Annotated in this window: 23 protein-coding genes; all 23 read right to left on the reverse strand. The window is 44.9% G+C overall.

Going from position 1 to position 23,626, the window contains the following annotated elements; genetic code table 11:
- Window positions 1–6 precede the first annotated feature (6 nt).
- Window positions 7–2,085 (reverse strand): type I DNA topoisomerase, encoded by a 2,079-nt coding sequence (gene topA, locus AC6HZ4_RS18200; RefSeq protein ID WP_497491103.1) that lies wholly within the window; start codon window positions 2,083–2,085, stop codon window positions 7–9.
- A 163-nt stretch (window positions 2,086–2,248) separates the two neighbouring features.
- Window positions 2,249–3,118 carry a DNA-processing protein DprA gene (dprA, locus tag AC6HZ4_RS18205; RefSeq protein WP_497491104.1) on the reverse strand — a complete coding sequence of 290 codons (870 nt, stop codon included), beginning with the start codon at window positions 3,116–3,118 and terminating at the stop codon, window positions 2,249–2,251.
- A gap of 150 nt (window positions 3,119–3,268) precedes the next feature.
- On the reverse strand, window positions 3,269–4,171 hold the full coding sequence (gene sucD, locus AC6HZ4_RS18210) for a succinate--CoA ligase subunit alpha (RefSeq protein WP_497491105.1): 903 nt from the start codon (window positions 4,169–4,171) through the stop codon (window positions 3,269–3,271).
- A gap of 19 nt (window positions 4,172–4,190) precedes the next feature.
- Window positions 4,191–5,351 (reverse strand): ADP-forming succinate--CoA ligase subunit beta, encoded by a 1,161-nt coding sequence (sucC, locus tag AC6HZ4_RS18215; RefSeq protein WP_497491106.1) that lies wholly within the window; start codon window positions 5,349–5,351, stop codon window positions 4,191–4,193.
- Window positions 5,352–5,736: 385 nt separating this feature from the next.
- Window positions 5,737–6,534: a ribonuclease HII gene (gene rnhB / locus AC6HZ4_RS18220; protein WP_497491107.1), complete on the reverse strand. Its 798-nt coding sequence runs from the start codon at window positions 6,532–6,534 to the stop codon at window positions 5,737–5,739.
- 41 nt (window positions 6,535–6,575) lie between these two features.
- A complete protein-coding gene (ylqF, locus tag AC6HZ4_RS18225; protein WP_497491108.1) occupies window positions 6,576–7,442 on the reverse strand; it encodes a ribosome biogenesis GTPase YlqF in 867 nt (288 codons plus the stop codon).
- A 58-nt stretch (window positions 7,443–7,500) separates the two neighbouring features.
- Window positions 7,501–8,055, reverse strand: a complete 555-nt coding sequence (lepB, locus tag AC6HZ4_RS18230) for a signal peptidase I (protein WP_497491110.1) — start codon at window positions 8,053–8,055, stop codon at window positions 7,501–7,503.
- A gap of 75 nt (window positions 8,056–8,130) precedes the next feature.
- Window positions 8,131–8,475: a 50S ribosomal protein L19 gene (rplS, locus tag AC6HZ4_RS18235; protein WP_129726791.1), complete on the reverse strand. Its 345-nt coding sequence runs from the start codon at window positions 8,473–8,475 to the stop codon at window positions 8,131–8,133.
- Window positions 8,476–8,623: 148 nt separating this feature from the next.
- Window positions 8,624–9,358, reverse strand: coding sequence for a tRNA (guanosine(37)-N1)-methyltransferase TrmD (trmD, locus tag AC6HZ4_RS18240; protein ID WP_497491111.1), 735 nt, complete (start codon window positions 9,356–9,358; stop codon window positions 8,624–8,626).
- Complete coding sequence (gene rimM / locus AC6HZ4_RS18245) at window positions 9,355–9,873, reverse strand: ribosome maturation factor RimM (RefSeq protein ID WP_497491113.1); 519 nt, start codon at window positions 9,871–9,873, stop codon at window positions 9,355–9,357. The genes trmD and rimM overlap by 4 nt, the downstream gene beginning before the upstream one ends.
- 184 nt (window positions 9,874–10,057) lie before the next feature.
- Window positions 10,058–10,285, reverse strand: coding sequence for a KH domain-containing protein (locus AC6HZ4_RS18250; RefSeq protein WP_497491114.1), 228 nt, complete (start codon window positions 10,283–10,285; stop codon window positions 10,058–10,060).
- A 7-nt stretch (window positions 10,286–10,292) separates the two neighbouring features.
- Complete coding sequence (gene rpsP, locus AC6HZ4_RS18255) at window positions 10,293–10,565, reverse strand: 30S ribosomal protein S16 (RefSeq protein ID WP_129726795.1); 273 nt, start codon at window positions 10,563–10,565, stop codon at window positions 10,293–10,295.
- A 113-nt stretch (window positions 10,566–10,678) separates the two neighbouring features.
- The gene (ffh, locus tag AC6HZ4_RS18260; RefSeq protein WP_497491115.1) at window positions 10,679–12,022 is read right to left on the reverse strand and encodes a signal recognition particle protein; all 1,344 of its coding nucleotides are present in this window, start codon (window positions 12,020–12,022) and stop codon (window positions 10,679–10,681) included.
- 12 nt (window positions 12,023–12,034) lie between these two features.
- Window positions 12,035–12,367, reverse strand: coding sequence for a putative DNA-binding protein (locus AC6HZ4_RS18265; RefSeq protein ID WP_497491116.1), 333 nt, complete (start codon window positions 12,365–12,367; stop codon window positions 12,035–12,037).
- A gap of 88 nt (window positions 12,368–12,455) precedes the next feature.
- On the reverse strand, window positions 12,456–13,445 hold the full coding sequence (gene ftsY / locus AC6HZ4_RS18270) for a signal recognition particle-docking protein FtsY (protein ID WP_497491117.1): 990 nt from the start codon (window positions 13,443–13,445) through the stop codon (window positions 12,456–12,458).
- Between the two features lie 15 nt (window positions 13,446–13,460).
- Window positions 13,461–17,030, reverse strand: coding sequence for a chromosome segregation protein SMC (gene smc, locus AC6HZ4_RS18275; protein WP_497491118.1), 3,570 nt, complete (start codon window positions 17,028–17,030; stop codon window positions 13,461–13,463).
- Window positions 17,031–17,082: 52 nt separating this feature from the next.
- Window positions 17,083–17,823 carry a ribonuclease III gene (gene rnc, locus AC6HZ4_RS18280; protein WP_497491119.1) on the reverse strand — a complete coding sequence of 247 codons (741 nt, stop codon included), beginning with the start codon at window positions 17,821–17,823 and terminating at the stop codon, window positions 17,083–17,085.
- 74 nt (window positions 17,824–17,897) lie between these two features.
- A complete protein-coding gene (locus AC6HZ4_RS18285) occupies window positions 17,898–18,131 on the reverse strand; it encodes an acyl carrier protein (protein ID WP_129726801.1) in 234 nt (77 codons plus the stop codon).
- 85 nt (window positions 18,132–18,216) lie between these two features.
- Window positions 18,217–18,957, reverse strand: coding sequence for a 3-oxoacyl-[acyl-carrier-protein] reductase (fabG, locus tag AC6HZ4_RS18290; RefSeq protein ID WP_497491120.1), 741 nt, complete (start codon window positions 18,955–18,957; stop codon window positions 18,217–18,219).
- On the reverse strand, window positions 18,957–19,901 hold the full coding sequence (gene fabD / locus AC6HZ4_RS18295) for an ACP S-malonyltransferase (protein WP_497491121.1): 945 nt from the start codon (window positions 19,899–19,901) through the stop codon (window positions 18,957–18,959). Before fabD ends, fabG begins: the two co-directional genes overlap by 1 nt.
- Window positions 19,901–20,899 carry a phosphate acyltransferase PlsX gene (gene plsX / locus AC6HZ4_RS18300; protein WP_497491122.1) on the reverse strand — a complete coding sequence of 333 codons (999 nt, stop codon included), beginning with the start codon at window positions 20,897–20,899 and terminating at the stop codon, window positions 19,901–19,903. Before plsX ends, fabD begins: the two co-directional genes overlap by 1 nt.
- Window positions 20,896–21,483 carry a transcription factor FapR gene (gene fapR / locus AC6HZ4_RS18305; RefSeq protein WP_497495761.1) on the reverse strand — a complete coding sequence of 196 codons (588 nt, stop codon included), beginning with the start codon at window positions 21,481–21,483 and terminating at the stop codon, window positions 20,896–20,898. Before fapR ends, plsX begins: the two co-directional genes overlap by 4 nt.
- A gap of 96 nt (window positions 21,484–21,579) precedes the next feature.
- Window positions 21,580–23,619: an ATP-dependent DNA helicase RecG gene (gene recG, locus AC6HZ4_RS18310; protein WP_497491123.1), complete on the reverse strand. Its 2,040-nt coding sequence runs from the start codon at window positions 23,617–23,619 to the stop codon at window positions 21,580–21,582.
- Between the last annotated feature and the right edge of the window lie 7 nt (window positions 23,620–23,626).

Here is a 23,626-nt window from a genome sequence, read left to right on the forward strand (position 1 = left end):
TTCAGCTCACATTTGTTGTTCCTCTTCATAATCACAAGATACACATTGCACCTGAAGACCTTTTTTGAGCTTCTTTTCTACGAGCATACCTTCACACTTCGGACATTTTCTGCCCACCGGTTTATCCCAAGATAGAAAATCGCAATCCGGATACGTGCTGCAGCCGTAGAAAATACGTTTTTTCTTATTGCTGCGGCGTTCGATAATCTCGCCTTCCCCGCATTTCGGGCACTCGATGCCAATTCCCTTCATAATCGGCTTCGTATTGCGACAATCCGGGAAGTTCGAGCAAGCCATAAACTTTCCATACCGCCCCATTTTAAACACCATAGCATTTCCGCATTGCTCACAATCTTCGCCGGCCGGCTCATCCTTAATCTCAACTTCCCGCATTTCCTTCTCTGCTTTTTCGAGATGCTGTTCAAAACCTTTATAAAATTCATCGATGACTTTGACCCAGTCAGCATCTCCATCTTCAATTTTATCTAAGCTATCTTCCATATTGGCTGTAAATTCAATATTGATAATGTCCGGGAAAAACTCAAGGATAAGTTCAATAACAATTTCCCCAAGCTCTGTAGGAACAAAGCGCTTATTCTCAAGCGCCACGTAGCCGCGTTTTTGAATGGTTTCAAGCGTCGGCACGTAGGTAGACGGCCGTCCGATTCCAAGCTCCTCCATCGTCTTTACGAGACGAGCCTCCGTATAGCGCGGCGGCGGCTGCGTGAAATGCTGCTTTGGTTCAATGTCCTTTGAAAATACTGTTTCGCCCACTTCAAACGGCGGAAGCAAACGGTCTTTTTCCTCCACTCCATCATCGTTTGATTCAACGTACACCTTCATAAAACCAGGAAATTTTACAACAGATCCGTGAGCGCGGAACTGCACTCCGTTATTGACCAGTGCCACCGTTACCGTATCCATCACAGCAGGTGCCATCAGACTCGCAACGAATCGCTCCCAAATCAACTTATACAAACGGTACTGATCCCTGCTTAATACAGCCTTTAATTCCTCCGGCTTACGAAGCGTCGACGTCGGACGGATGGCTTCATGCGCATCTTGCGCATTCGCATTCTTTCCTTCCTTGCGCTTCTCCGCGGATACGTAGCCAGATCCAAATGCTTCCTCAATATAAGCACGTGCTTCCGCCTGCGCTGTTTCGGATATACGAGTAGAATCCGTCCTCATATACGTAATCAGACCAACTGTACCCTCTTTACCGATGTCAATGCCTTCATATAGCTGTTGCGCAAGCATCATCGTCTTTTTCGCTCTCATGTTCAGCTTACGGGCCGCCTCCTGCTGTAAGGAGGATGTCGTAAACGGAACAGCCGGATTGCGCTTTCGTTCACGTTTCGTAACGCTTTCAACCGTAAAGGCGTTTGTATCTAACTTTGCTAAAATGTCTTTTACTTCCTGTTCATGTTTCGGCTCCAGCTTTTCTCCGTCTACACCGTAAAAGCTGGCTTCAAATACATCCTTATCCTTTAGGAACTCGCCCTTAATCGTCCAAAACTCTTCCGGTATAAAGGCCTTAATTTCCTTTTCCCGTTCCGAAATTAACCGAACCGCTACAGATTGAACACGCCCTGCACTTAAACCCTTTTTCACTTTCTTCCATAATAACGGACTAATATTATATCCGACAAGGCGGTCTAGAATACGGCGCGCCTGCTGTGCATCGACTAAATGCATATTGATTGCACGCGGTTTTTTAAAGGACTCTTTCACAGCGTCCTTTGTAATTTCATTAAAGACAACGCGGCAATCTGATGATGTATCCACATTTAGCGTATGGGCCAAATGCCATGCAATTGCTTCTCCTTCACGATCCGGGTCGGCCGCAAGATAAATTTTCTTTGCTTTTTTTGCAGCTGCCTTCAAATCCTTTAAAACAGGACCTTTGCCGCGTATCGTGATGTATTTTGGTTCATAGTTGTTTTCAATCTCAATGCCCATCTGACTTTTCGGCAAATCGCGTACATGTCCCATGGACGCTACTACTTTATATTTTTTCCCTAAATACTTTTCAATCGTCTTCGCCTTCGACGGCGATTCAACGATTACGAGATACTCTGACATCTTGGTTTCCTCCCTCAAGAGGTGAATTCAAGTCTTCATTTATAGTATTGATTCGCCTTCTTTTTGTCAATTCAGAATGAATATAAAATAACACACATGATGGAGGAGTTGTCAACATTTCTTTCACAAAAACATGAAAATTGTCCATAAAATGTTAATCCTTTTAGAATTCCTCGGCAATATCAGCTGCCTGCAGCACAAGCTTTGCCCCTTGTTGAATAAGCCAATTTGTGCCGGCTGACGTTTCCATATGAATGGGGCCTGGGATCGCGAACACTTCCCTATTCTGCTCTAGGGCACAGTCAGCTGTAATAAGAGAGCCGCTCCTCGCCTTTGCCTCTGCTACGACAACACCTTTCGATAGTCCGCTTATAATGCGATTCCGTCTTGGAAAATACCGCTTTTGCGGCCGAAAGTGCGGTGGATATTCTGTTACATATACAACATACTGAGAATGCTTTTGTAATACAGTATAGTTGTCTTGCGGATATATATACCTGAAGCCTCCTCCAAGCACAGCAATTGTATACCGGCTTCGCTGTACGGCACTAATATGCGCCGCCATATCAATACCATATGCCATGCCGCTAACGATCACCCAATTCTCTTTCAAAAGCTCTGATAAAATAGATTGTACACTCAGGATGCCGTAATGAGAGGGATGCCTTGTGCCGACAACAGCCAATTTTTGCTCATGCTGCATAGCGCAAAGGTCACCCTTTCCATACAACACAAACGGCGGATCAGAAATCTCCTTTAACAGGCTCGGATATATATCATCAAAAATAGTAATATAATATATATGATGCCGCTGTAACTCATCTAAAATGGAAGAAATCGCGATGGAATGAAGAGAGGAATAAAGTTGGGCAGCTCGTTTGGGGGAAAGAGAGAGCAATGAGGAAAAATCCTCAGGGGAGAAGTCATACAACAGCTTTAACTCCGGGTCCCAGCGCAGCAGCCGTTCTATTGCACGCCAATTGTCAGCAAGATCATGATGTAAATGAAGCAAACGTTCCCGTTTCGTTTTCATTATACGTCCCCTTTACTGTAATTGATATTATGTTTATATACCAAAATAGAAGGGCACTCTCTTATCAGAGAGCATCCTTCTATTTTCATCTTTCAGCATCTTTAACATCCATGAGGAAATAACCGCCTCAAGATGAAGCAGACTGTTATATTAGTGTGTTTTGCACGATTCTAATAATCCCTTTTCTTCTAAAACAGAGATTAATGTTTCGCCCATTACAGATGGGGTTGGTGCTACTTTAATGCCGCACGCCTCCATTGTTTTAATCTTTTCAGCAGCTGTACCTTTGCCGCCGGAAATAATAGCGCCTGCATGGCCCATACGTTTTCCAGCAGGAGCAGTTTGACCGCCAATAAAGCCGACAACAGGCTTTGTCATATTAGCGCGTACCCATTCAGCTGCTTCCTCTTCCGCTGTACCGCCGATTTCACCAATCATAATTACAGCGTATGTGTCTTCATCTTCATTAAATGCTTTCAATACATCGATGAAGTTTGTGCCGTTTACAGGATCCCCGCCGATTCCAACAGCTGTAGATTGACCGATTCCGGCTTCAGTTAATTGATGTACCGCTTCGTATGTCAATGTACCGGAGCGAGATACAATGCCTACATGGCCTTTTTTATGGATATAGCCAGGCATGATGCCGATTTTGCATTCTTCAGGCGTGATAACACCAGGGCAGTTTGGCCCCACTAAACGTGTTTTCTTGCCTTGCATGTACTTTTTCACCTTAACCATATCAAGAACAGGAATACCTTCTGTAATACATACAACTAAATCAAGACCAGCATCTACCGCTTCCATGATAGAATCAGCAGCAAACGCAGGCGGAACGTAAACAACAGAAGCATTTGCACCCGTCGCTTTTACCGCTTGCTCAACTGTATCAAATACAGGTACGCCAATGACTTCCGTACCGCCTTTGCCAGGAGATGTACCGCCGACGATTTGCGTTCCGTACTCGATCATTTGTGTTGCATGAAATAGTCCTTGTTTGCCAGTAATACCTTGTACGATTACCTTTGTATCTTTATTAATAAATACGCTCATCTTTCTCCCCCGCTTTCTGTTAGCCCACAAGCGAAACGATTTTTTGTGCACCGTCTGCCATAGATTCAGCAGCTGTAATATTCAAGCCGGACTCGCTTAAGATTTTCTTGCCAAGCTCTACGTTTGTGCCTTCTAGGCGCACAACAAGAGGCAGCTCTAAGCCGACTTGTTTCGTCGCTTCAACAACACCGTTTGCGATTACATCACACTTCATAATACCACCGAAAATGTTAACAAAAATGCCTTTTACATTTTGGTCGGAAAGAATGATTTTAAACGCTTCCGTTACCTTTTCTGTTGTCGCGCCGCCGCCTACATCTAGGAAGTTTGCAGGATCTCCGCCGTAATACTTAATGATATCCATTGTCGCCATCGCAAGACCTGCACCATTTACCATGCAGCCGATATTGCCGTCTAAGGAGATATAGTTCAAGTCATATTTGGATGCTTCAATCTCTTTTGGATCCTCTTCATCAAGGTCGCGAAGAGCTAGAATATCTTTATGGCGATATAAAGCGTTAGAGTCAAAGTTCAGCTTTGCATCAAGCGCCATGACTTTGCCGTCTCCCGTTACAACAAGCGGGTTAATTTCTGCAATCGAGCAGTCCTTCTCCACAAACGCTGTATACAAGCTCATCATGAATTTCGCAGCTTGTCCAACAAGCTCCTTTGGAATATTGATATTGAACGCAATGCGGCGCGCCTGGAAGGCTTGTAAGCCTACAGCCGGGTCAATATATTCCTTAAAGATTTTTTCCGGAGTTTTCTCCGCTACTTCTTCAATCTCAGTTCCGCCTTCTTCAGATGCCATCAATACAACTTGAGAAGTAGCGCGGTCCAATACTAAACCAACATAATATTCTTTTTTAATGTCGCAGCCCTCTTCGATTAGTAAGCGCTTTACTTCTTTGCCCTCTGGACCTGTTTGATGGGTTACAAGCGTGCTGCCTAAAATTTGCTCCGCATATGTACGAACTTCCTCTAGGCTCTTTGCTACTTTCACGCCTCCAGCTTTGCCGCGTCCGCCGGCATGGATTTGTGCTTTAACTACGCATACGGCTGTTCCTAATTCTTTTGCAGCTTCTACAGCTTCTTCTACTGTGAAAGCAACTTTCCCATTAGGAACGCTTACACCATAGTTTCTAAGGACTTCTTTGCCTTGATACTCATGGATATTCATGGTCCCCATCCTCCCCATTATTTAACGAATAAAAAACACTTCGCTATCATTGTATAAAATACGACAAGGGCTGTCTAGAAGAAAGTGACAAGAATAAAAATATTCTAAAAAATATTATGAACAATATTTTTTTATTAAAAAAATCGAAACCGGTCCCTATACGAGCAGACCGGTGAAGCTAGACCATGTTCCCAAACAGGAGGCCATTCTTATTCTATAAAAAGAACCAGCTGTAAGAATCATATGAAAAACAGCTCTTCCCTTAAAAATTCACAATAACAGAACTTATAAGCTACCAGACGCAGCAAGCTCTAGAGCTTTATTATTTGCACCCCTGCTTCAGGCATATATATTCGAAAATAATAAAAACACTCGTTTTTCCAACTTAATCTATTGAAAGGACCCCATCCTGCGATTGCACCATATGTTTAATGGGAGCAAATGATTTTCGATGTTCCGGCAATACACCTTCGCGCTCGATCGCAGCTAAATGCTCCTTTGTCCCGTAGCCTGCGTGCTTTTCAAAGCCATACTGCGGATAGCGCTGCCCGAGCTCCTTCATCATCCGGTCACGCGTCACCTTTGCGACTACAGAGGCGGCTGAGATGGATATACTTTTGGCATCTCCTTTTATAATGGATGTTTGTGCAATCGCAAGCGGAAGATTCATCGCATCAATCAGCAAGTGCTGCGGCTTTATAGATAAGCTCCCAATCGCCTCCGCCATAGCCTTTTTTGTCGCTTCGTATATATTTATCTCATCAATTTCTTCAGCGCTGACAACGCCGATTCCAATGGCAAGAGCCTGTTCCTGAATAATGGAGAAAAAGGCTTCTCGCTTTGCTTCGCTCAGCTTCTTGGAATCATTCAGTCCCGCTAAATAAAAATTCTCAGGCAAAATTACCGCCGCGGCTACAACAGGACCGGCCAACGGACCCCGGCCAACCTCATCGACGCCTGCGATTGCCGTAATTCCTTTAGAACGAAGCGCTTTTTCATACTCCGACATGTAAGAAAACAGCTGCTGCTCCTGCAGCTGCAGTTGTTTTTGCTTCCGCCAGCCAGCTAATAGCTTTTGTACTCCTTTTCGTTCATCCTGCAGCAGTGCAGCAAAGCGCTCATCCTGCTCTGTTTCAATTTCCTCCAGCAGAAGCTTTACTGATGCAATCGTCCGCATTGTCATACAACTCCCCCTAAATACAAAAGGCACGCATATGCGCACCTTTATGCTTCTATTTCTGCATATTCATTTGGTTCTTCAAAGGTAACACGCCCGAGTTTGCCGGCCCGCAAGTCTCTTAGTACAACTTCCGCCGTTTTGTCATAGTCAATGATGCCGCCGCTTAATAAACAGCCTCTTCGTTTTCCGATTTCATCAAATAACTCCACAATATCTTCAGGAAGATGTGTTAGGATGTAGCGTTCCTTTAACTGCTCTGGATAATGTGCAGATAGGAAGCGAAGCGCATATACAGCCACGTCTTGCAAATTTAAAATCGCATCCTTGATTGCACCTGATGTTGCCAGACGAAGCCCAACGAGCTCGTCCTCGAATTTCGGCCAAAGAATTCCCGGGGTATCAAGCAATTCCATTTCCTTGCCGACCTTAATCCATTGCTGCGCAGTCGTTACACCTGGACGATCACCTGTTTTGGCAATATTCTTTTTCGCCATTTTATTAATCAATGTCGATTTTCCTACATTCGGAATCCCGACAATCAAGGCACGGACTGCCCTTGGATTAACACCTTTGGCAACCATTCTATCAAATTTTTCCTTCACCAGTTCCTTACAGGCAGCGGCAATTTCTTTCATCCCCTGACCTGCTTGCGCATTAATTGAAATAGCTTTAAAGCCCTTTTCCTCAAAATACGCAATCCATTTGCGTGTTAACCTTTCGTCTGCCATATCAGCTTTATTTAATACGATAAGACGGGGCTTATGCGCAATAATTTCATCAATCATCGGATTTCGAGACGAAGCAGGAAGACGGGCGTCAACAAGCTCGATGACTACATCAATCAGCTTTAGCTGTTCTGTTACTTGACGCCTTGCCTTTGCCATATGTCCGGGAAACCATTGAATTGTCATATTATCACCTACTTACGGTTGGTACTAGCTTACCGTTAGGCAAGCTGATTTTTCCTGTCTACTTTCCTACAACACGGGCATCCTTGATCGGCCAATACACGATATTTGCCTTGCCCATTACGTCATCCATAGAAATGGTTCCTATTGTTCGACTGTCCTTGCTAAAGCGGCGGTTGTCGCCCATAACAAATAACTGCCCCTCAGGTACGGTACTGGCCCCTGTAACCTCTTCAAGCGTAAAGTCATATGTAAGAGACCCTTCGGTTATTTGCTTTTTATATTCCTCTAAATACGGCTCTTCATACGCTTTACCATTCACATATAACACATCGTTCTTATACTCGATATGATCGCCGGGCAGTCCGATAATTCGCTTAATATAGTCTTTGTCCTCTGTTGCCCGAAATACGATAATATCAAATCGTTTCGGTTCTCCGAGAGTGTATCCGATTTTATTCACAATCATACGGTCTCTGTCGTGCAATGTCGGCATCATGGAAACACCATCAACCAAAATCGGCGCGAAGAAGAAGTGACGAATGACGGCTGCAAGCACAACAGCTACAACAATCGCTTTGATCCATTCCCATGTTTGGCTTTTTTCTTTCGCCATGTACGTTCTCCTCCATTGTATGTATAGGACATATTGGAAAAAGGGAGCTTGTACATACAAGCTCCCATACAGTCATTATCGAATTTCTTTGATACGTGCTTTTTTACCGCGAAGGTTACGCAAGTAGTACAATTTCGCACGGCGAACTTTACCGCGACGCATTACTTGGATTTCCGCAATACGTGGTGTGTGTAATGGGAATGTACGCTCAACGCCTACGCCGTAAGATACCTTACGAACTGTAAATGTTTCGCTGATTCCGCCGCCGCGACGCTTGATTACAACGCCTTCGAACACCTGAATACGCTCGCGAGTACCCTCTACTACTTTTACGTGAACACGTACTGTGTCACCTGGACGAAATGCAGGTAAATCTGTCTTTAATTGGGATTTTGTGATTTCTTCAATCAATTGTTGCATTTCTGTTTTCTCTCCTTCCAAACCGATGCTCTTGCACACCATCTCCTGCAGCGGAACATCGTTGTTAATGCGACGTAAGCCACAAGGGATATCTTAACATATACAAACCGAGCTTGCAATAGCTACCTAACAAAAGTGTTAAGCTTTTTTACTTGTCTTCTTCGAACTCACGAAGCCACTTCTGCTCCTGCTTCGACCATTCACGCCCTTCAAGCAAATCAGGACGGCGCATATACGTACGGCGTAATGACTCCTTCCTGCGCCATTCCTCTATTTTAGCATGGTTGCCTGACAGCAGAACATCAGGAACCTTCATCCCCCGAAAATCGGCAGGGCGTGTATAGTGCGGATGCTCTAAAAGACCCGTGCTGAACGAATCTTGAACATGTGACTCCTCTTTTCCCAGTACCCCCGGCAGCAAACGGACAACGCTGTCTGTCACAACCATGGCAGCTAGCTCACCGCCCGTCAATACATAATCGCCAATGGAAATTTCATCCGTTACCAGATGCTCTCGAATTCGTTCATCATAGCCCTCATAATGGCCGCAAATCAAAACAAGATGTTCTTCCTCTGCTAGTTCTTCCGCTTTTCGCTGCGTCAGACGCTCTCCCTGCGGGCACATAAGAAGAACACGCGGTTTTGTCTCAGCAGTGCCTGTAAGCTGCTCTACCGCATCAAAAATCGGCTGCGGAGCAAGAACCATGCCCGCCCCTCCTCCATACGGATAATCATCCACGCTGCCATGCTTACTGGCTGAATATTCCCGAAAATTTACAACACGGATGGACACAGCCTCCTTTTCCTGCGCTTTTTTTAAAATCGAAGAACCGAACACACCTGTGAACATTTCAGGAAACAATGTTACGATGTCGATTTTCATTCTAACAACCCTTCCATCACATAAATTACGACAAGCTTGTTTTCCACATCAACCTTTAATACAACATCTGCAATATATGGGATATACGCCTCTTTTCCGTTCGGACGCTTCACAACCCAAACATCGTTTGCGCCTGGAGATAAAATCTCTGTAACCACACCAATTTCTTCTCCATCCTCGGAAACAACCTTACAGTCAATAATTTCATGGTAGTAATATTCGTTTTCTCCAAGCTTTCCAAGCTGCTCCTCTGATACCTTCAAAAAGGAGCCCTTAAACTGTTCAACGTCATTGATATTGTCGTAGCCCACAAATGTGAGAAGGTCAAAGTTTTTATGTGTACGGTGCGATGCAACCTTCACTTCAATTGGCTCTTTGCTTTTTTCCTTCCAGATGTATAGCGTACTGCCCTTTTTGTAACGCTCCTCCGGAAAGTCTGTGCTAGAAATAACGCGGACTTCTCCTCGTAAGCCTTGCGTATTCACAATCTTCCCAACGTTAAACCATTTTGTCATAGGATGATCCACTCCCGTTTTCTCAATATGTATATTAGTTTCTCCATAACTTTCTTAGCTTAATAAAGAAAACTCGCCGACTGGCAAGCCGTTAGGCGAAGGCAGAGGCGGAGCTGCACTTATTCTTAAAATTCCCCAAATTGCAAAAAAGGGAGAGGAACAATCGTCCTCGCCCTTTTTCCCGCTATTGAATTTCAAGCGTCAGCTTTTCGTTTTTTTGATGACCAGCCGCATAAACGACGGTCCGAATCGCTTTTGCAATACGGCCTTGCTTGCCGATTATTTTTCCAACATCCTCAGGATGTACAGTTAATCGATATATGCTAGCTCCATTGGTCGTGTCTTGTGTAACCTTTACATCCTCAGGATAATCCACAAGGGCCTTGACGATCGCTTCGATTAACCCCGTCATACGCCGATTACTTGCCTTGGCGTGCTACGTGGAACTTCTCTAAGATACCTTGCTTAGAGAATAAGTTGCGAACTGTGTCAGATGGCTTCGCGCCGTCTGCCAACCATTTTAATGCTGCTTCTTCGTTGATTTTAATTTCAGCTGGCTGCGCAACTGGATTGTAGTAGCCGATTTCCTCGATGAAACGTCCATCACGAGGAGAACGAGAATCTGCAACAACTACACGATAGAAAGGAGATTTTTTAGCTCCCATACGTTTTAAACGAATTTTAACTGCCATTTATAAAGCACCTCCGAATTTGTTTCACACAGATACTAATATTAGCAAATGTGTTTAGGGTTGTAAAGTATAAATTCTTAACAGCTTATTTTTTCCTTCAACTCTCCTGCTTTTTACATGAATGGAAACTTAAAGCCGCCTTTTTTCTTACCTTTTTGCATACTAGTCATCGTTTTCATCATCTTCTTCATATCATCAAACTGCTTGAGAAGGCGGTTTATCTCTTGAACAGTCGTTCCGCTTCCCTTTGCAATCCGCTTTTTGCGGCTGGCATTGATAATTTCCGGCTGCTCCCGTTCTAGCTTTGTCATAGAACGGATAATAGCCTCAACATGACCGATTTGCTTCTCGTCAACCTGAATGTTTTTTAGCCCTTTCATTTTGTTGGCACCGGGCAGCATGCCGAGCAATTCATCAAGCGGTCCTAATTGACGCACTTGTCCTAATTGCTCCAAAAAGTCATCCAGCGTAAACGATTGCGTACGCATTTTTTGTTCCAGCTCTTTTGCTTTTTCTATATCAACATTGGCCTGTGCTTTCTCAATCAGCGTCAGCACATCGCCCATGCCTAAAATACGGGAAGCCATACGCTCCGGATGGAAAGGCTCAAGCGCGTCAAGCTTTTCACCCATACCTGCAAATTTAATCGGTGTGTTTGTGACAGCTTTAATAGACAGTGCTGCACCGCCGCGCGTATCACCGTCTAGCTTCGTAAGCACAACACCCGTCAAACCAAGCTGCTCATGAAAGCTTTGTGCCACATTGACTGCATCTTGCCCCGTCATCGCGTCAACAACGAGGAAAATTTCATCAGGCTTTGTAACTTCTTTTACTTGCTTTAATTCATCCATAAGCGCTTCATCAATATGAAGACGCCCTGCCGTATCGATCAGCACATAGTCACGATGCTCTTCTTTTGCCTTTTGAATCGCCTGCTTTGCAATTTCCACCGGACTTACTTGATCGCCGAGGGAAAAGACAGGCATATCTAGCTGCTTTCCAAGCGTTTCAAGCTGTTTAATAGCCGCAGGACGGTAAATATCTGCTGCTACAAGCATCGGCTTGCGATTATGCTTTTTACGAAGCAAGTTTGCAAGTTTTCCTGTTGTCGTCGTTTTACCGGCACCCTGTAAGCCTACCATCATAATAACAGTCGGCGGACGATTTGAAACAGCAATTTTGCTTTGCTCGCCGCCCATGAGCTGCGTAAGCTCATCCTGTACAATCTTGATAACCTGCTGTCCGGGCGTTAAGCTTTTCATTACGTCTTGCCCAACAGCACGCTCAGATACGCGTTTCACAAAGTCTTTTACTACTTTAAAGTTAACATCCGCTTCCAATAAAGCGAGACGCACCTCGCGCATCATTTCTTTTACATCGGCTTCGGTGACTTTCCCTTTGCCGCGGATTCTTTGCAATGTCTGTTGAAGTCGGTCGGCTAATCCTTCAAATGCCATAATGCCGTCCTCCTACTCTAATTTTTCAATAGCTTCAACAATGTGTTTCGCTTCTTCGCTCACATGCTCGTGTTTGCTGAGTACATCTTGCAGCTCTGCAAGAAGCTGTTGCCGTTTTTGAAACTTTTCAAACAATAACAGCTTTTCTTCATACTCCTCAAGCATCGCTTCTGTACGCTTAATATTGTCGTATACTGCTTGCCTGCTTACTTCAAACTCCTGCGCAATCTCGCCGAGCGAGTAATCGTCCAAATAATAAAGAGACATATAGCTTTGCTGCTTCGCAGTTAACAACGATTGATAAAAATCGTACAAATAATTCATTCTCGTTGTCTTTTCGAGCATGTTAATCACCCTTTGTTAAGTGAATTCCCTTTACAACATTAGTGTACAAAGAAATAAAACGCGTGTCAAGCCTTTCCTCTTGCAGGATCTATTCTGCTTCCTTATCAATTAAGTCTCCGAACAAGCCGTATACGTATTGTTCAGGATTAAATTCTTGGAGGTCATCCATTTTTTCGCCAAGACCGACGAATTTTACAGGGACATTCATTTCATTTCGGATCGCAAGCACGATACCGCCTTTTGCTGTGCCATCAAGCTTCGTTAATACAATCCCTGTTACATCCGTTGCTTCGCGGAAGGTTTTCGCTTGACTTAAGCCATTTTGTCCTGTTGTCGCATCAATCACGAGCAGCACTTCATGAGGTGCACCCGGAACCTCACGCTCGATGACACGCTTTACCTTCTCAAGCTCCTTCATGAGATTGACCTTATTTTGAAGCCGTCCTGCCGTATCACATAACAGCACATCCACCTTGCGTGCTTTCGCTGCTTGAACGGCATCATACATCACAGCTGCCGGGTCAGATCCTGACCCTTGCTTAATAACATCCACACCTACACGCTCTCCCCATACTTCGAGCTGCTCAATAGCGCCAGCACGGAATGTATCCCCAGCCGCCAGCAAGACCGTTTTTCCTTGTCTTTTCAATCTGTGCGCAAGCTTGCCGATTGTCGTTGTTTTTCCCACGCCATTTACACCAACAAACAAAATGACAGTAAGTCCATTTTGCTGCATATGTAATTGGCCGTTAAAATCATCGTCGCCTTTATAAATTTCTACGAGCTTTTCAGAAATAACAGCCTGCACTTCTTTCGTATCCTGAATATTACGGCGTTTTACCTCATCCTTCAGCTCTTCGATTAACTCCATTACCGTTGTCACACCAACATCAGCACCAATTAAAATCTCTTCTAGCTCTTCAAAAAAATCCTCATCCACTTTTCTGTATCGGTATACAAGATCATTTACCTTTTCTGAAAAGGAATTGCGCGTTTTCTCAAGACCTTGTCGGAACTTTTCTGTTACTGATTCTGTTTGACGGGAAATTGTTTCCTTTAGCTTTTTAAAAAAACTCATTATGCCACATCCTTTTTAGTCATTTGCAATCGCTTTGGCCTCATCGTCAAGCCGAACGGAAACAAGCTTAGAAACGCCGGACTCCTGCATGGTAACACCATATAGTACATCGCATTCCTCCATCGTTCCCTTTCGGTGCGTAATGACAATAAACTGCGTTTCCTTGCTGAATTTCCGCAAATATTGTGCAAAGCGCGCTACGTTTGCTTCATCGAGCGCCGCTTCAACCTCATCAAGTACACAAAACGGAACAGGCCGCACCCGTAAAATAGCAAACAAAAGTGCAATCGCTGTAAACGAGCGTTCTCCACCTGATAGCAGTCCGAGATTTTGCAGTTTTTTCCCTGGCGGCTGTGCTACGATATCAATTCCTGTGTTCAATAGATCCTTTTCATCTGTCATGATTAAATCTGCCCGTCCACCGCCAAAGAGCTCGCGGAATACAGCTTGAAATTCAGTACGAATCGCCTGGAATGTATAAGCAAACCGTTTCTTCATCTCTTCATCCATTTCACTAATTACCTGATGCAGCGTATTCTTTGCTTCCTGCAAATCGCTGCGTTGTTCAAGAAGAAAATGATAACGCTCGGAAACTCTCTCATATTCTTCAATGGCACCTAGGTTAACCGTGCCAAGCTCCTCAATAGATAGCTTGATGAGCTTTACCCTTTTACGCGCCTCTTCAACAGGCATCAAAAGCGGGTACTTTAGTTTCGCCGCTTCATACGAAATCGTATACGTTTCACGCAGCTGCTGCAGCCGGTTTTCCAGCTCTACGTCAAGACGGCCCAGCTGCACCTCCTGGTCTTTTACGATATCAAGTAAATATTTATGCTGCCGCTTTGTTTCCTTCGTTTCTCTCTCAGCATCCTCAAGTGCTGTTTGGAGACTGAGGCGCTGCTCCCGGCGCACACTAATAAGCTCGACCGTCTGATTGCGGTCATGTGCTTTTTTCTCAATTTGCTCCGACAAATGAACCTCTCCGCTTGAACTGGAGGCCGTCTCACGCTTCAGCAGCTCTAAATCCTCCTTTGTTCTAGAGAGCGTTTCATTTGCATCACTCTGTTCCCGCAGCAAACGGGCAACGGTTTCCTTTTGATTATACAAACGTTGCTGCTCCTGTGCGACCAGCACCTTGGTATCTGTAATTTCTGCCTGTAGCTTCTCCTTTGAGGAACGCTGCTCACTTTTTTGCTTCGTTAAGGCGTTCATCCGTTCGTCTAGCTTTGCAATTGTTTCGCCGATTCGCTCAAGCTCAAGCTGCAGCATCTTCTCCCGTCCGGCGGCCTTTGTGTGTTCCTCATGAAAACCATTCATCTCCAAATCGTAAAGAGCAAGACGGTCATTAACGCGATGCTCCTCTACTTCCAATTGGGTAATCTCTTCCTTTTGCGCACGCTCATCTGCACGGATTTCCTCAATAGTCATACGAAGCTCAGCTGCCTTCTTCTCTTGCTCGCCGATATCCTTTTTTAATGATTGCACATGCGTCTCTAGGGCGCTTGTTTTACGCTCCATATCCGCAAGCTTCGCCGCCCATGCCTCGAGCTCTCGCTGCCGCCCAAGCAATGACGTTTTTGCCTGCTTTACAGCACCGCCCGTCATTGAACCGCCCGGATTGACAACATCTCCTTCAAGCGTGACAATGCGGTATCGGTATTGCAGCAATCTCGCCAGTTCATTCGCACCTTTTAAATCGCTCGTTACAACAACTGTCCCAAGCAGGTTTGTGATTACGCTTCGATACGATGGATGGTAGGTAATGAGTTCAGAAGCCACACCGATAAAGGCAGGATGCTGCTGGGCAGTACGCAGCATGTCAGATGACACATATCTACTCTTGATTACTGTCATTGGTAAAAACGTAGCACGTCCGTACTGCTGCTTCTTCAAAAAAGCAATCGCTTCTCTGGCGTGCTGTTCTTCTTGTACAACAATGTGCTGGGCAGCAGCACCTAATGCCGTTTCGATAGCTGTTTCATATTCCTCCGGCACTGTAACAAGCTCGGCAACGGCCCCTTCGATTCCATGAAGTCTGCTGCCGCGCTCCTTCAACACTTCCCTGACACCTTGATAAAAACCGGTATATTCCTCTTGCATTTCCTCGAGCATCTCTTTACGGGAACGCGTCTTTTGTAAGTATTGATAGGCTTGATAAAGCTTCGCTTCATCTTCTGTTTGCTGCGTCCGCATACGCGCAATTCTTTGCTCGGTCTCCTGCAGCAGCGAAATGTGCTGGGCAATGGAGGACTGAAGTACCTTATACTGGGCAGCTAGGCTTGCCTTCTTCTCTTCAATGGAAGCGCGCAGCTCCAAAAATTTACCGTTTTCTTCGTTTAGACGTCTCGTTTTCAATTCCTGCTGCTTCGTTTGCTCCCCTATCAAAGCCAGCTCGTTCCGAAAACTAGCCTGCTTGTTTAACAGCTCGATATAGTCGCCTTGCAGCCTCTCAATTTCTTCTTCTAAGTTTTGTTCATAGGTCAGCATAGCATGCTGGTGCTGACCAAGACGCTGCTCTAGTTCCTTTACATGACGCGCAAATGCTTGAAGCTGACTCTTTTCTTGCTTAACATCTACCTCATATTGCAGTAATTTTCTCGTTAAGTCCTCAATCGTTTTCTCAAGCTGCGCGCAGTTGGCAGCTGCATTCTTTTTTCTTTCCTTTAGTACTTCTCTTTGCCCCTCAAGTTTCTCAAGCTCCTTGCTCGATAGAAGCAGCACCTCCTGCAAGGAAGCGATGGACTCATCAATTGCATGCATATGCTCACGATGCTCCTCCGTCTTTGCCTCACCTGCTTGCAGCTTCGCTGACAGCTTTACTTCTTGATCTTTATTTTGTGCAAGCTCCTCCTGCAGGCGCTCCCACTTCGTATGCAGCTCCTCAATTTCATATACAATAAGAGCTGTTTCCACCTTCTCAAGTTCTTCTTTTTTCTCAAGATAATCCTTAGCAATAGAGGATTGGATGCGAAGCGGCTCAATTTGGCTGCTAAGCTCATGAATAATATCCTCAACACGGTTTAAATTTTCTTGTGTTTCCTCAAGCTTTGCCTCTGCCTTTTTTTTGCGTGTTTTATATTTTAACACCCCGGCTGTTTCCTCAAAAATGCCTCGGCGATCCTCCGATTTACTGCTTAAAATCTCCTCGACCTTTCCTTGGCTAATGATCGAAAACGCTTCCCTGCCCATGCCGGAATCCATGAATAAATCGACGATATCCTTTAGACGGCACGATTGCTTATTAATAAAAAAATCACTGTCCCCAGAGCGATATACGCGCCGCGTTACACTTACCTCATTATATTCAATTGGCAGCTGCTGATCCTCATTATCAAGCGTTAGTGTCACTTCTGCTATATTCAGCGATTTGCGCGAATCACTGCCGGCAAAAATAATGTCCTCCATTTTTGCGCCGCGAAGCGATTTAACGGACTGCTCGCCAAGAACCCAACGAATCGCATCCGTAATATTGCTTTTTCCGCTTCCATTCGGACCGACTACCGCCGTGACACCGGGAACGAAATCAATAGACACGCGCTCAGCAAACGATTTAAATCCAACGATATCTAGTCTTTTGAGGAACATTCATCACTTCCCCCTTTTTACGCAGAATGAATCCCCCTTTGATTAGGGGGATTCATCCTTGATGTTCTCTTAGCTTCTTTAACGCTTCCTCTGCGGCATGCTGCTCCGCTTCTTTTTTAGATTTACCGCTTCCAAGACCTAAAGCAACTCCATTTAAAGTAACGCGGGAAATAAATTCACGATTATGTGCAGGGCCCTTCTCCTGCAAAATTTGATACTCAATACTCCCGCTGCCGTCGCGCTGAATTAATTCCTGCAGCTGACTTTTAAAATCCATCACATGAGAAAAAGCACCCTCGTTAATTTTCGGATAGACGATATCTTTTAAAAATTCCCAAACGCGCTCCAAGCCTTGATCTAAATAAAGCGCTCCAATAAATGCCTCAAACACATCTGCAAGCAGCGCCGGCCGCTCACGTCCCCCTGTCATCTCCTCGCCTTTCCCTAGTAATACAAGTTCACCGAATGATAATTCATTCGCAAATTGTACAAGAGACGGCTCGCAAACGATAGCAGCACGAAGCTTCGTAAGCTCCCCTTCGCTCATAGTCGGATATTTTTGAAACAAATATTGAGAAATGGTCAACTCTAATACCGCATCTCCTAAAAATTCCAAACGCTCATTATCTTCATGAGGTTTTTTGCGATGCTCATTCACATAAGATGAATGCGTGAAAGCCTGAATTAACAGCTTTTCATTCTTAAATGCAATGCCCGTCCTGTCTTGAAACTGTTTGAAAGCCTCGCGATATTTCGCTTCAAATCTTTTGTCTCTATGTCTTCTGTACGGCATAGGTTCCTCCTAAACGTCCACAGGTATGCATATATGCTGAGAAAGCCCCGTAGAAACGGGACTTGCTCAAAATCTTATACGTGGCTCTCTATGTAGCTAACAGCATCGCCAACAGTTGCGATTTTCTCTGCATCCTCATCGGAAATTTCCATTTCGAACTCGTCCTCTAATTGCATAACAAGCTCTACTACATCTAAAGAATCCGCACCTAGATCCTCTTTAAAGTTAGCAGAAGGAACTACTTCTGTTTCGTCTACTCCAAGGCGATCTACGATGATTTTCGTTACACGCTCTAAAACGTCTGACATTCTGGTTCACCTCCCCTCAAGTCATTATATTAGATATTGTACAGAAAAACTAGACAAAATCAATTCTTTGTTATATGAAGGGCTATTACATGCTCATGCCGCCGTTGACGTGAAGCGTATGTCCTGTAATATAGCCGCTGCGGTCGGATGCAAGGAATGCTACTGCATGGGCAATATCATCCGCTTCACCGAATTTTGCAAGCGGAATAAGCTTTAGCATTTCCTGCTTCACTTCTTCTGCCAGCTTGTCTGTCATGTCCGTTACGATAAAGCCAGGCGCAACCGTATTTACTGTAATATTGCGAGGCGCAAGCTCCTTTGCCGCTGTTTTCGTTAAACCAATTACACCGGCCTTCGCTGCCACATAGTTTGCTTGTCCTGGGTTGCCCATTACGCCAACAACAGACGCAATGTTGATAATACGGCCGGCGCGCTGCTTCATCATGTGGCGGGATACTGCTTTTGTTGTCAAGAATACACCCTTTAGGTTCGTATTAATAACTGCATCCCATTCTTCTTCCTTCATGCGCATTAATAGATTATCCTTTGTGATGCCGGCATTATTAACGAGAATGTCGATTTTCCCAAATGTATCTATGGCTTGCTTAATCATTGCATTTACTTCTTCGCCGTTTCCAATGTCAGCTTTTACTGCAATCGCTTCGCTGCCAAGCTTTTGAATTTCATCGACTACTTCTTTTGCCTTCAATTCATTGCCCGCATAGTTGACGACTACCTTCGCACCATTTTTTGCCAGCTCAAGCGCTACAGCGCGGCCAATTCCGCGGGACGCTCCTGTTACAACTGCAATCTTATCTTGTAGCATCAGCCTTCTCCTCTCAATTTTGAAATCGTATCCTGAAGCGTTTCTTCATCGTAAATTGCATATGTTTTTACAGACGGAGCAATCGACTTCATCAATCCTGCTAATACCTTACCGGGACCGATTTCTACAACTGTATCCACCCCAAGCTCAACCATACGTTCAATTGAAGGATACCAAAGAACAGGGGAATAGAGCTGCTCGACTAGCTTTTCCTTCATTTCTTCTTTACTTGTTACTACATCCGCCGTTACATTCGCCACGACTGGGATGAGCGCGTCACGGATTTCGATTCCGTCTAGCACAGCGCGGAATTTTTCAGCAGCCGGCTTCATAAGAGAAGAATGAAACGGACCGCTCACGCGAAGAGGAATCGCCCGCTTCGCTCCGTTTTCCTTCGCCTTTTGCGATGCAAGCTCAACACCTGTTTTCGTTCCAGAAATTACAATTTGCGCGCGGCTGTTCATATTCGCAATTTGCACCGGATGCCCTTGCTTCGTTACCTCCTCCGTTACATCACGAAGCAAAGCCGGATCCATGCCTAAAACAGCAGCCATTGCACCTTCTCCGTTTGGCACCGCTTCTTCCATATACTCACCGCGCTTGCGCACCGCATAGACACCATCTTCAAATGAAAATACGCCCGCAGCTACCAACGCGCTATATTCACCTAGGCTATGTCCCGCTACATAATCAGGCGTAATGCCAGATTGCTTCAGAGCCGTTAGAATTGCAGCACTCGTTGTTAAAAGTGCAGGCTGTGCATTCGTTGTTAATGTCAGCTCTTCCTGCGGTCCTTCAAAAATAATTTTTGAAAGCGGTACACCTAGTATGTCATCTGCTTTTTGGAATACTTGCGCAACCTCTTCATACTGATCTGCCAATTGTTTTCCCATGCCGACAGCTTGAGAGCCTTGACCTGGAAACAAAAATGCGATTTTTCCCATTATTTTACCCCCTCCGTTTGTCTCTCAATCGCCTCTGTAATCGTTGCAACCATACCGTTGGCTACCATTTCTCTTGTTTGACGGATTGCACTGAATACAGCCTGCTTATCAGAGGAACCATGCGCCTTAATAACCGGTGCCTTCAGCCCGAACAAGGCTGCTCCTCCGTACTCGGAATAATCCATCTGCTGCTTTAATCCTAGCAGCTTCGGTTTTAAAAGCGCCGCCGCCAGCTTGCTTGTAAATGAGCTTGTCAGTTGCTTTTTCAGCAGCGAAAAGACAGAAAGCGCCGTTCCTTCCATTGCCTTTAGAGCGACATTTCCCGTAAACCCATCGCTTACAACCACATCAGCAACACCTTGCATTAAATCGCGAGCTTCCACGTTTCCGACAAAGTTTAGCGAAGAATCCTTGAGCAGCTCAAATGTCTGCTTCGTTAAGTCATTTCCTTTACCGTCTTCCGTCCCTACGTTCAACAGACCGACACGCGGTTTTGAAATTCCTCTCACCTTCTCCGCATAAATGCTGCCCATCAACGCATACTGATACAAATGAATTGGCTTCGCATCTACATTTGCACCAACATCAAGCATAATAAACCCTTTTCCGTCAGTTGTCGGCATCGTAGGAGAAAGTGCCGGACGCTCAATTCCTTCAATGCGACCGATAACAAACAATCCAGCTGCCATGAGCGCACCTGTATTACCGGCTGAGATACACGCCTCCGCGTTTCCTTCCTTCACCTGCTGAGCGGTTAACACCATGGAAGCATTCTTTTTCCGCCGCACCGCGCGTACTGGTTCATCCGTTGCTTCGATTACTTCATCCGTATGTAAAATGGAAATACGTTCTTCCTTCGTTAAGTATTTGCGAATTTTCTCTTCTTTTCCAACTAATGTAATATGTATGTCGGAAAACCTTTCGACAGCCTTCATCGCTCCAAGCACAACGGCCTTCGGCGCATGATCACCGCCCATTGCATCGATTGCAATTTTCATCTGCTGTTCCCATCCTCACTGTTTTTACTCGAACGATACATTTCAAACCTTCCGGTAAACACAATCTCACTTCCGACAAAGCTTCTTACCTCTACCACCGTTCTGCCTTTGTCGTTTTCAATATTAGATACGCGTGCTTTTGCAACAACACGCTCCTCTAGCTTTACAGGGCGTACATATTGAATCGTCGCTTTTGCAGTTAGGGCCAATTCTTCATCAATTAAAGCGACCGCTAACGAATTCGCCTGGGCAAACAGATGGTGCCCCCGTGCGATATTATTTCGCTTAAACACATGCTCCATTCCGATATCTAAAATCGAAATCCCCTGCACATCAAGCTCCATATCTATAATTTCCCCAACTACTTCATCAAGCGGCAACGATTTCACATTTTCCTCTAATTGCTTGGCTGCTACATGTTTGATGCGCTCACGCAGTTCAGGAATAGATAATTCTAGGCGGTCAAGTCGAATCGTTTGAATACTTACTTGAAACTTCTCCGCCAATTCTTCATCTGTAATGAATGGATTATCTCGTATCGTTTCCTTTAGCAGCTGTTGCCGTTCCTTCTTCTGTCTTCTCATCAATTTCGCGCCTTCCGATCTTATGACTAGGTACTAATAGTAGTATATAAGCAAAAAAAACAGAATGCAACAAAAAAGTTTGTCGCTTCTGTCTTGTTAATCGAGCTTCTCTCCTTGAAACACGCCGCTCTTCTCTAAATATAGCCGAAGTCCAGCATATTGCGGAGTATGCCAAAATGCTTGTGATTCTACAAGAATCGCAGCATCGCTTCTTGCCGTTTCAAGAGCTCGATAATCATGAACCATATCTGCTACCTTAAAATCAGGTAAGCCACTTTGCTTTCTTCCAAAAAAGTCACCTGGGCCGCGCAGTTCCAAGTCCTTTTCTGATAAAACGAAACCATCATTTGTTTCTGTCATAATGCGCATGCGTTCTTTTCCAACCTCCGATTTCGGATCAGCAATGAGCATACAGTATGACTGTTCACTTCCGCGTCCAACACGGCCGCGCAGCTGATGAAGCTGGGATAATCCAAATCTCTCTGCATCATAAATGACCATTACTGTTGCATTTGGTACATTTACACCTACCTCTACAACCGTTGTAGAAACAAGAAGCTGTACTTCATTTTGACTGAACGCCCGCATCACCTCATCCTTTTCCTGCGAGGACAAACGGCCGTGCATAAGACCAACGTTGCATTTGCCTTTGAAATGGTGAGAAAGCATGCTGTGTAAATCAATTGCATTTTGTACATCAAGCTTTTCTGATTCTTCAATAAGCGGACAAATGACATACGCTTGTCTTCCCTTTTGCAGTTCTTTCTCGACAAATGCCAGCACGCGCTCAAACATATCATGCTTCGCCCAATACGTTTCAATCGTCTTACGGCCGGCTGGCATTTCATCAATCACCGATACATCCATTTCCCCGAAGGCGGTAATTGCCAACGTGCGCGGAATTGGTGTCGCTGTCATAAACAAAACATCGGGATTCTCTCCCTTTTCCCGTAATATGCGGCGCTGCGCCACACCGAAGCGATGCTGCTCATCCGTGATGACGATCCCGAGCCGATGAAAGTTCACCTCATCCTGGATTAACGCATGCGTTCCGACAAGAATATCAACCTCTCCCATATGCAGACGCTCCAAAATCTCACGGCGGCGCACTCCCTTTACAGAGCTTGTTAATAGCTCCATCCGTACGTCAAACGCTGCAAAAATACCAAGAAGAGATTGATAGTGCTGCTCAGCCAAAATTTCCGTCGGTACCATAAGCGCCCCTTGATAACCAGCGAGCTTTGCAGCATACAGCGCAATAGCAGCAACAACCGTTTTTCCTGAGCCGACATCACCCTGAAGCAATCGATTCATTCGATACATTGATGTCATATCACATAAAATCTCAGAGACAACCCGCTCTTGCGCCCCTGTAAGCGGAAACGGAAGCGATGAGATAAATACGCGCAGCGCCTCCTCATCATATTCCTTCTTTGTCCCCTTTGAATTTTCACGCTGCAACTTGCGAAGAGCTTGCATTTTCAGCTGAAACAAAAAAAACTCTTCATATACAAAACGCCGGCGCGCTTGTTTCACATCTTGTTGTCCGCTCGGAAAATGAAGGGCCTGCAGAGCTTCGCGCCGCGGCAGCAGCTTATAGCGCTGCAATAAACCATCCGGCAGCGGATCGTCTACGTATTGCCCATATTGCTGCAGCGCTTGTGAAATCAAGCGTCTCATTTGCTTCACTGTTAACTTCCCTTTAATGGAATATACCGGCTCTACATCCTGTTGTCGCACAAGAGGCCCAAAATGCACCTCGGTAACGGAAATTGTTTGCCGATGCTGATCCCACTTCCCTGTAACAGTAACCGTTTCGTCTATCTTAACTTTATCTTTATAATAAGGCCGATTGAAACATACTGCGTTAATTAAATAACGTCCTACGAGTACACGAAACGTAAGCCGCGATTTTTTCTTTCCATAGTATTGTAAGACAGGAAGGCTATGCACCTTACCTTCTACAGTGACGCGCTCTTCATGCTTTACTTCTGCGAGATCCTTCATGGAATAATCCTCGTAGCGATATGGAAAATGCTCGAGCAAATCACCTACCGTAAATAAACCCATTTCATGCAATACAGCCGCAGTTTCTTCTCCGACACCTTTTAAATCTATAACTGGTGTTTGTAACATCACGTAG

It is taken from the genome of Ectobacillus sp. OTK, from assembly GCF_059698935.1.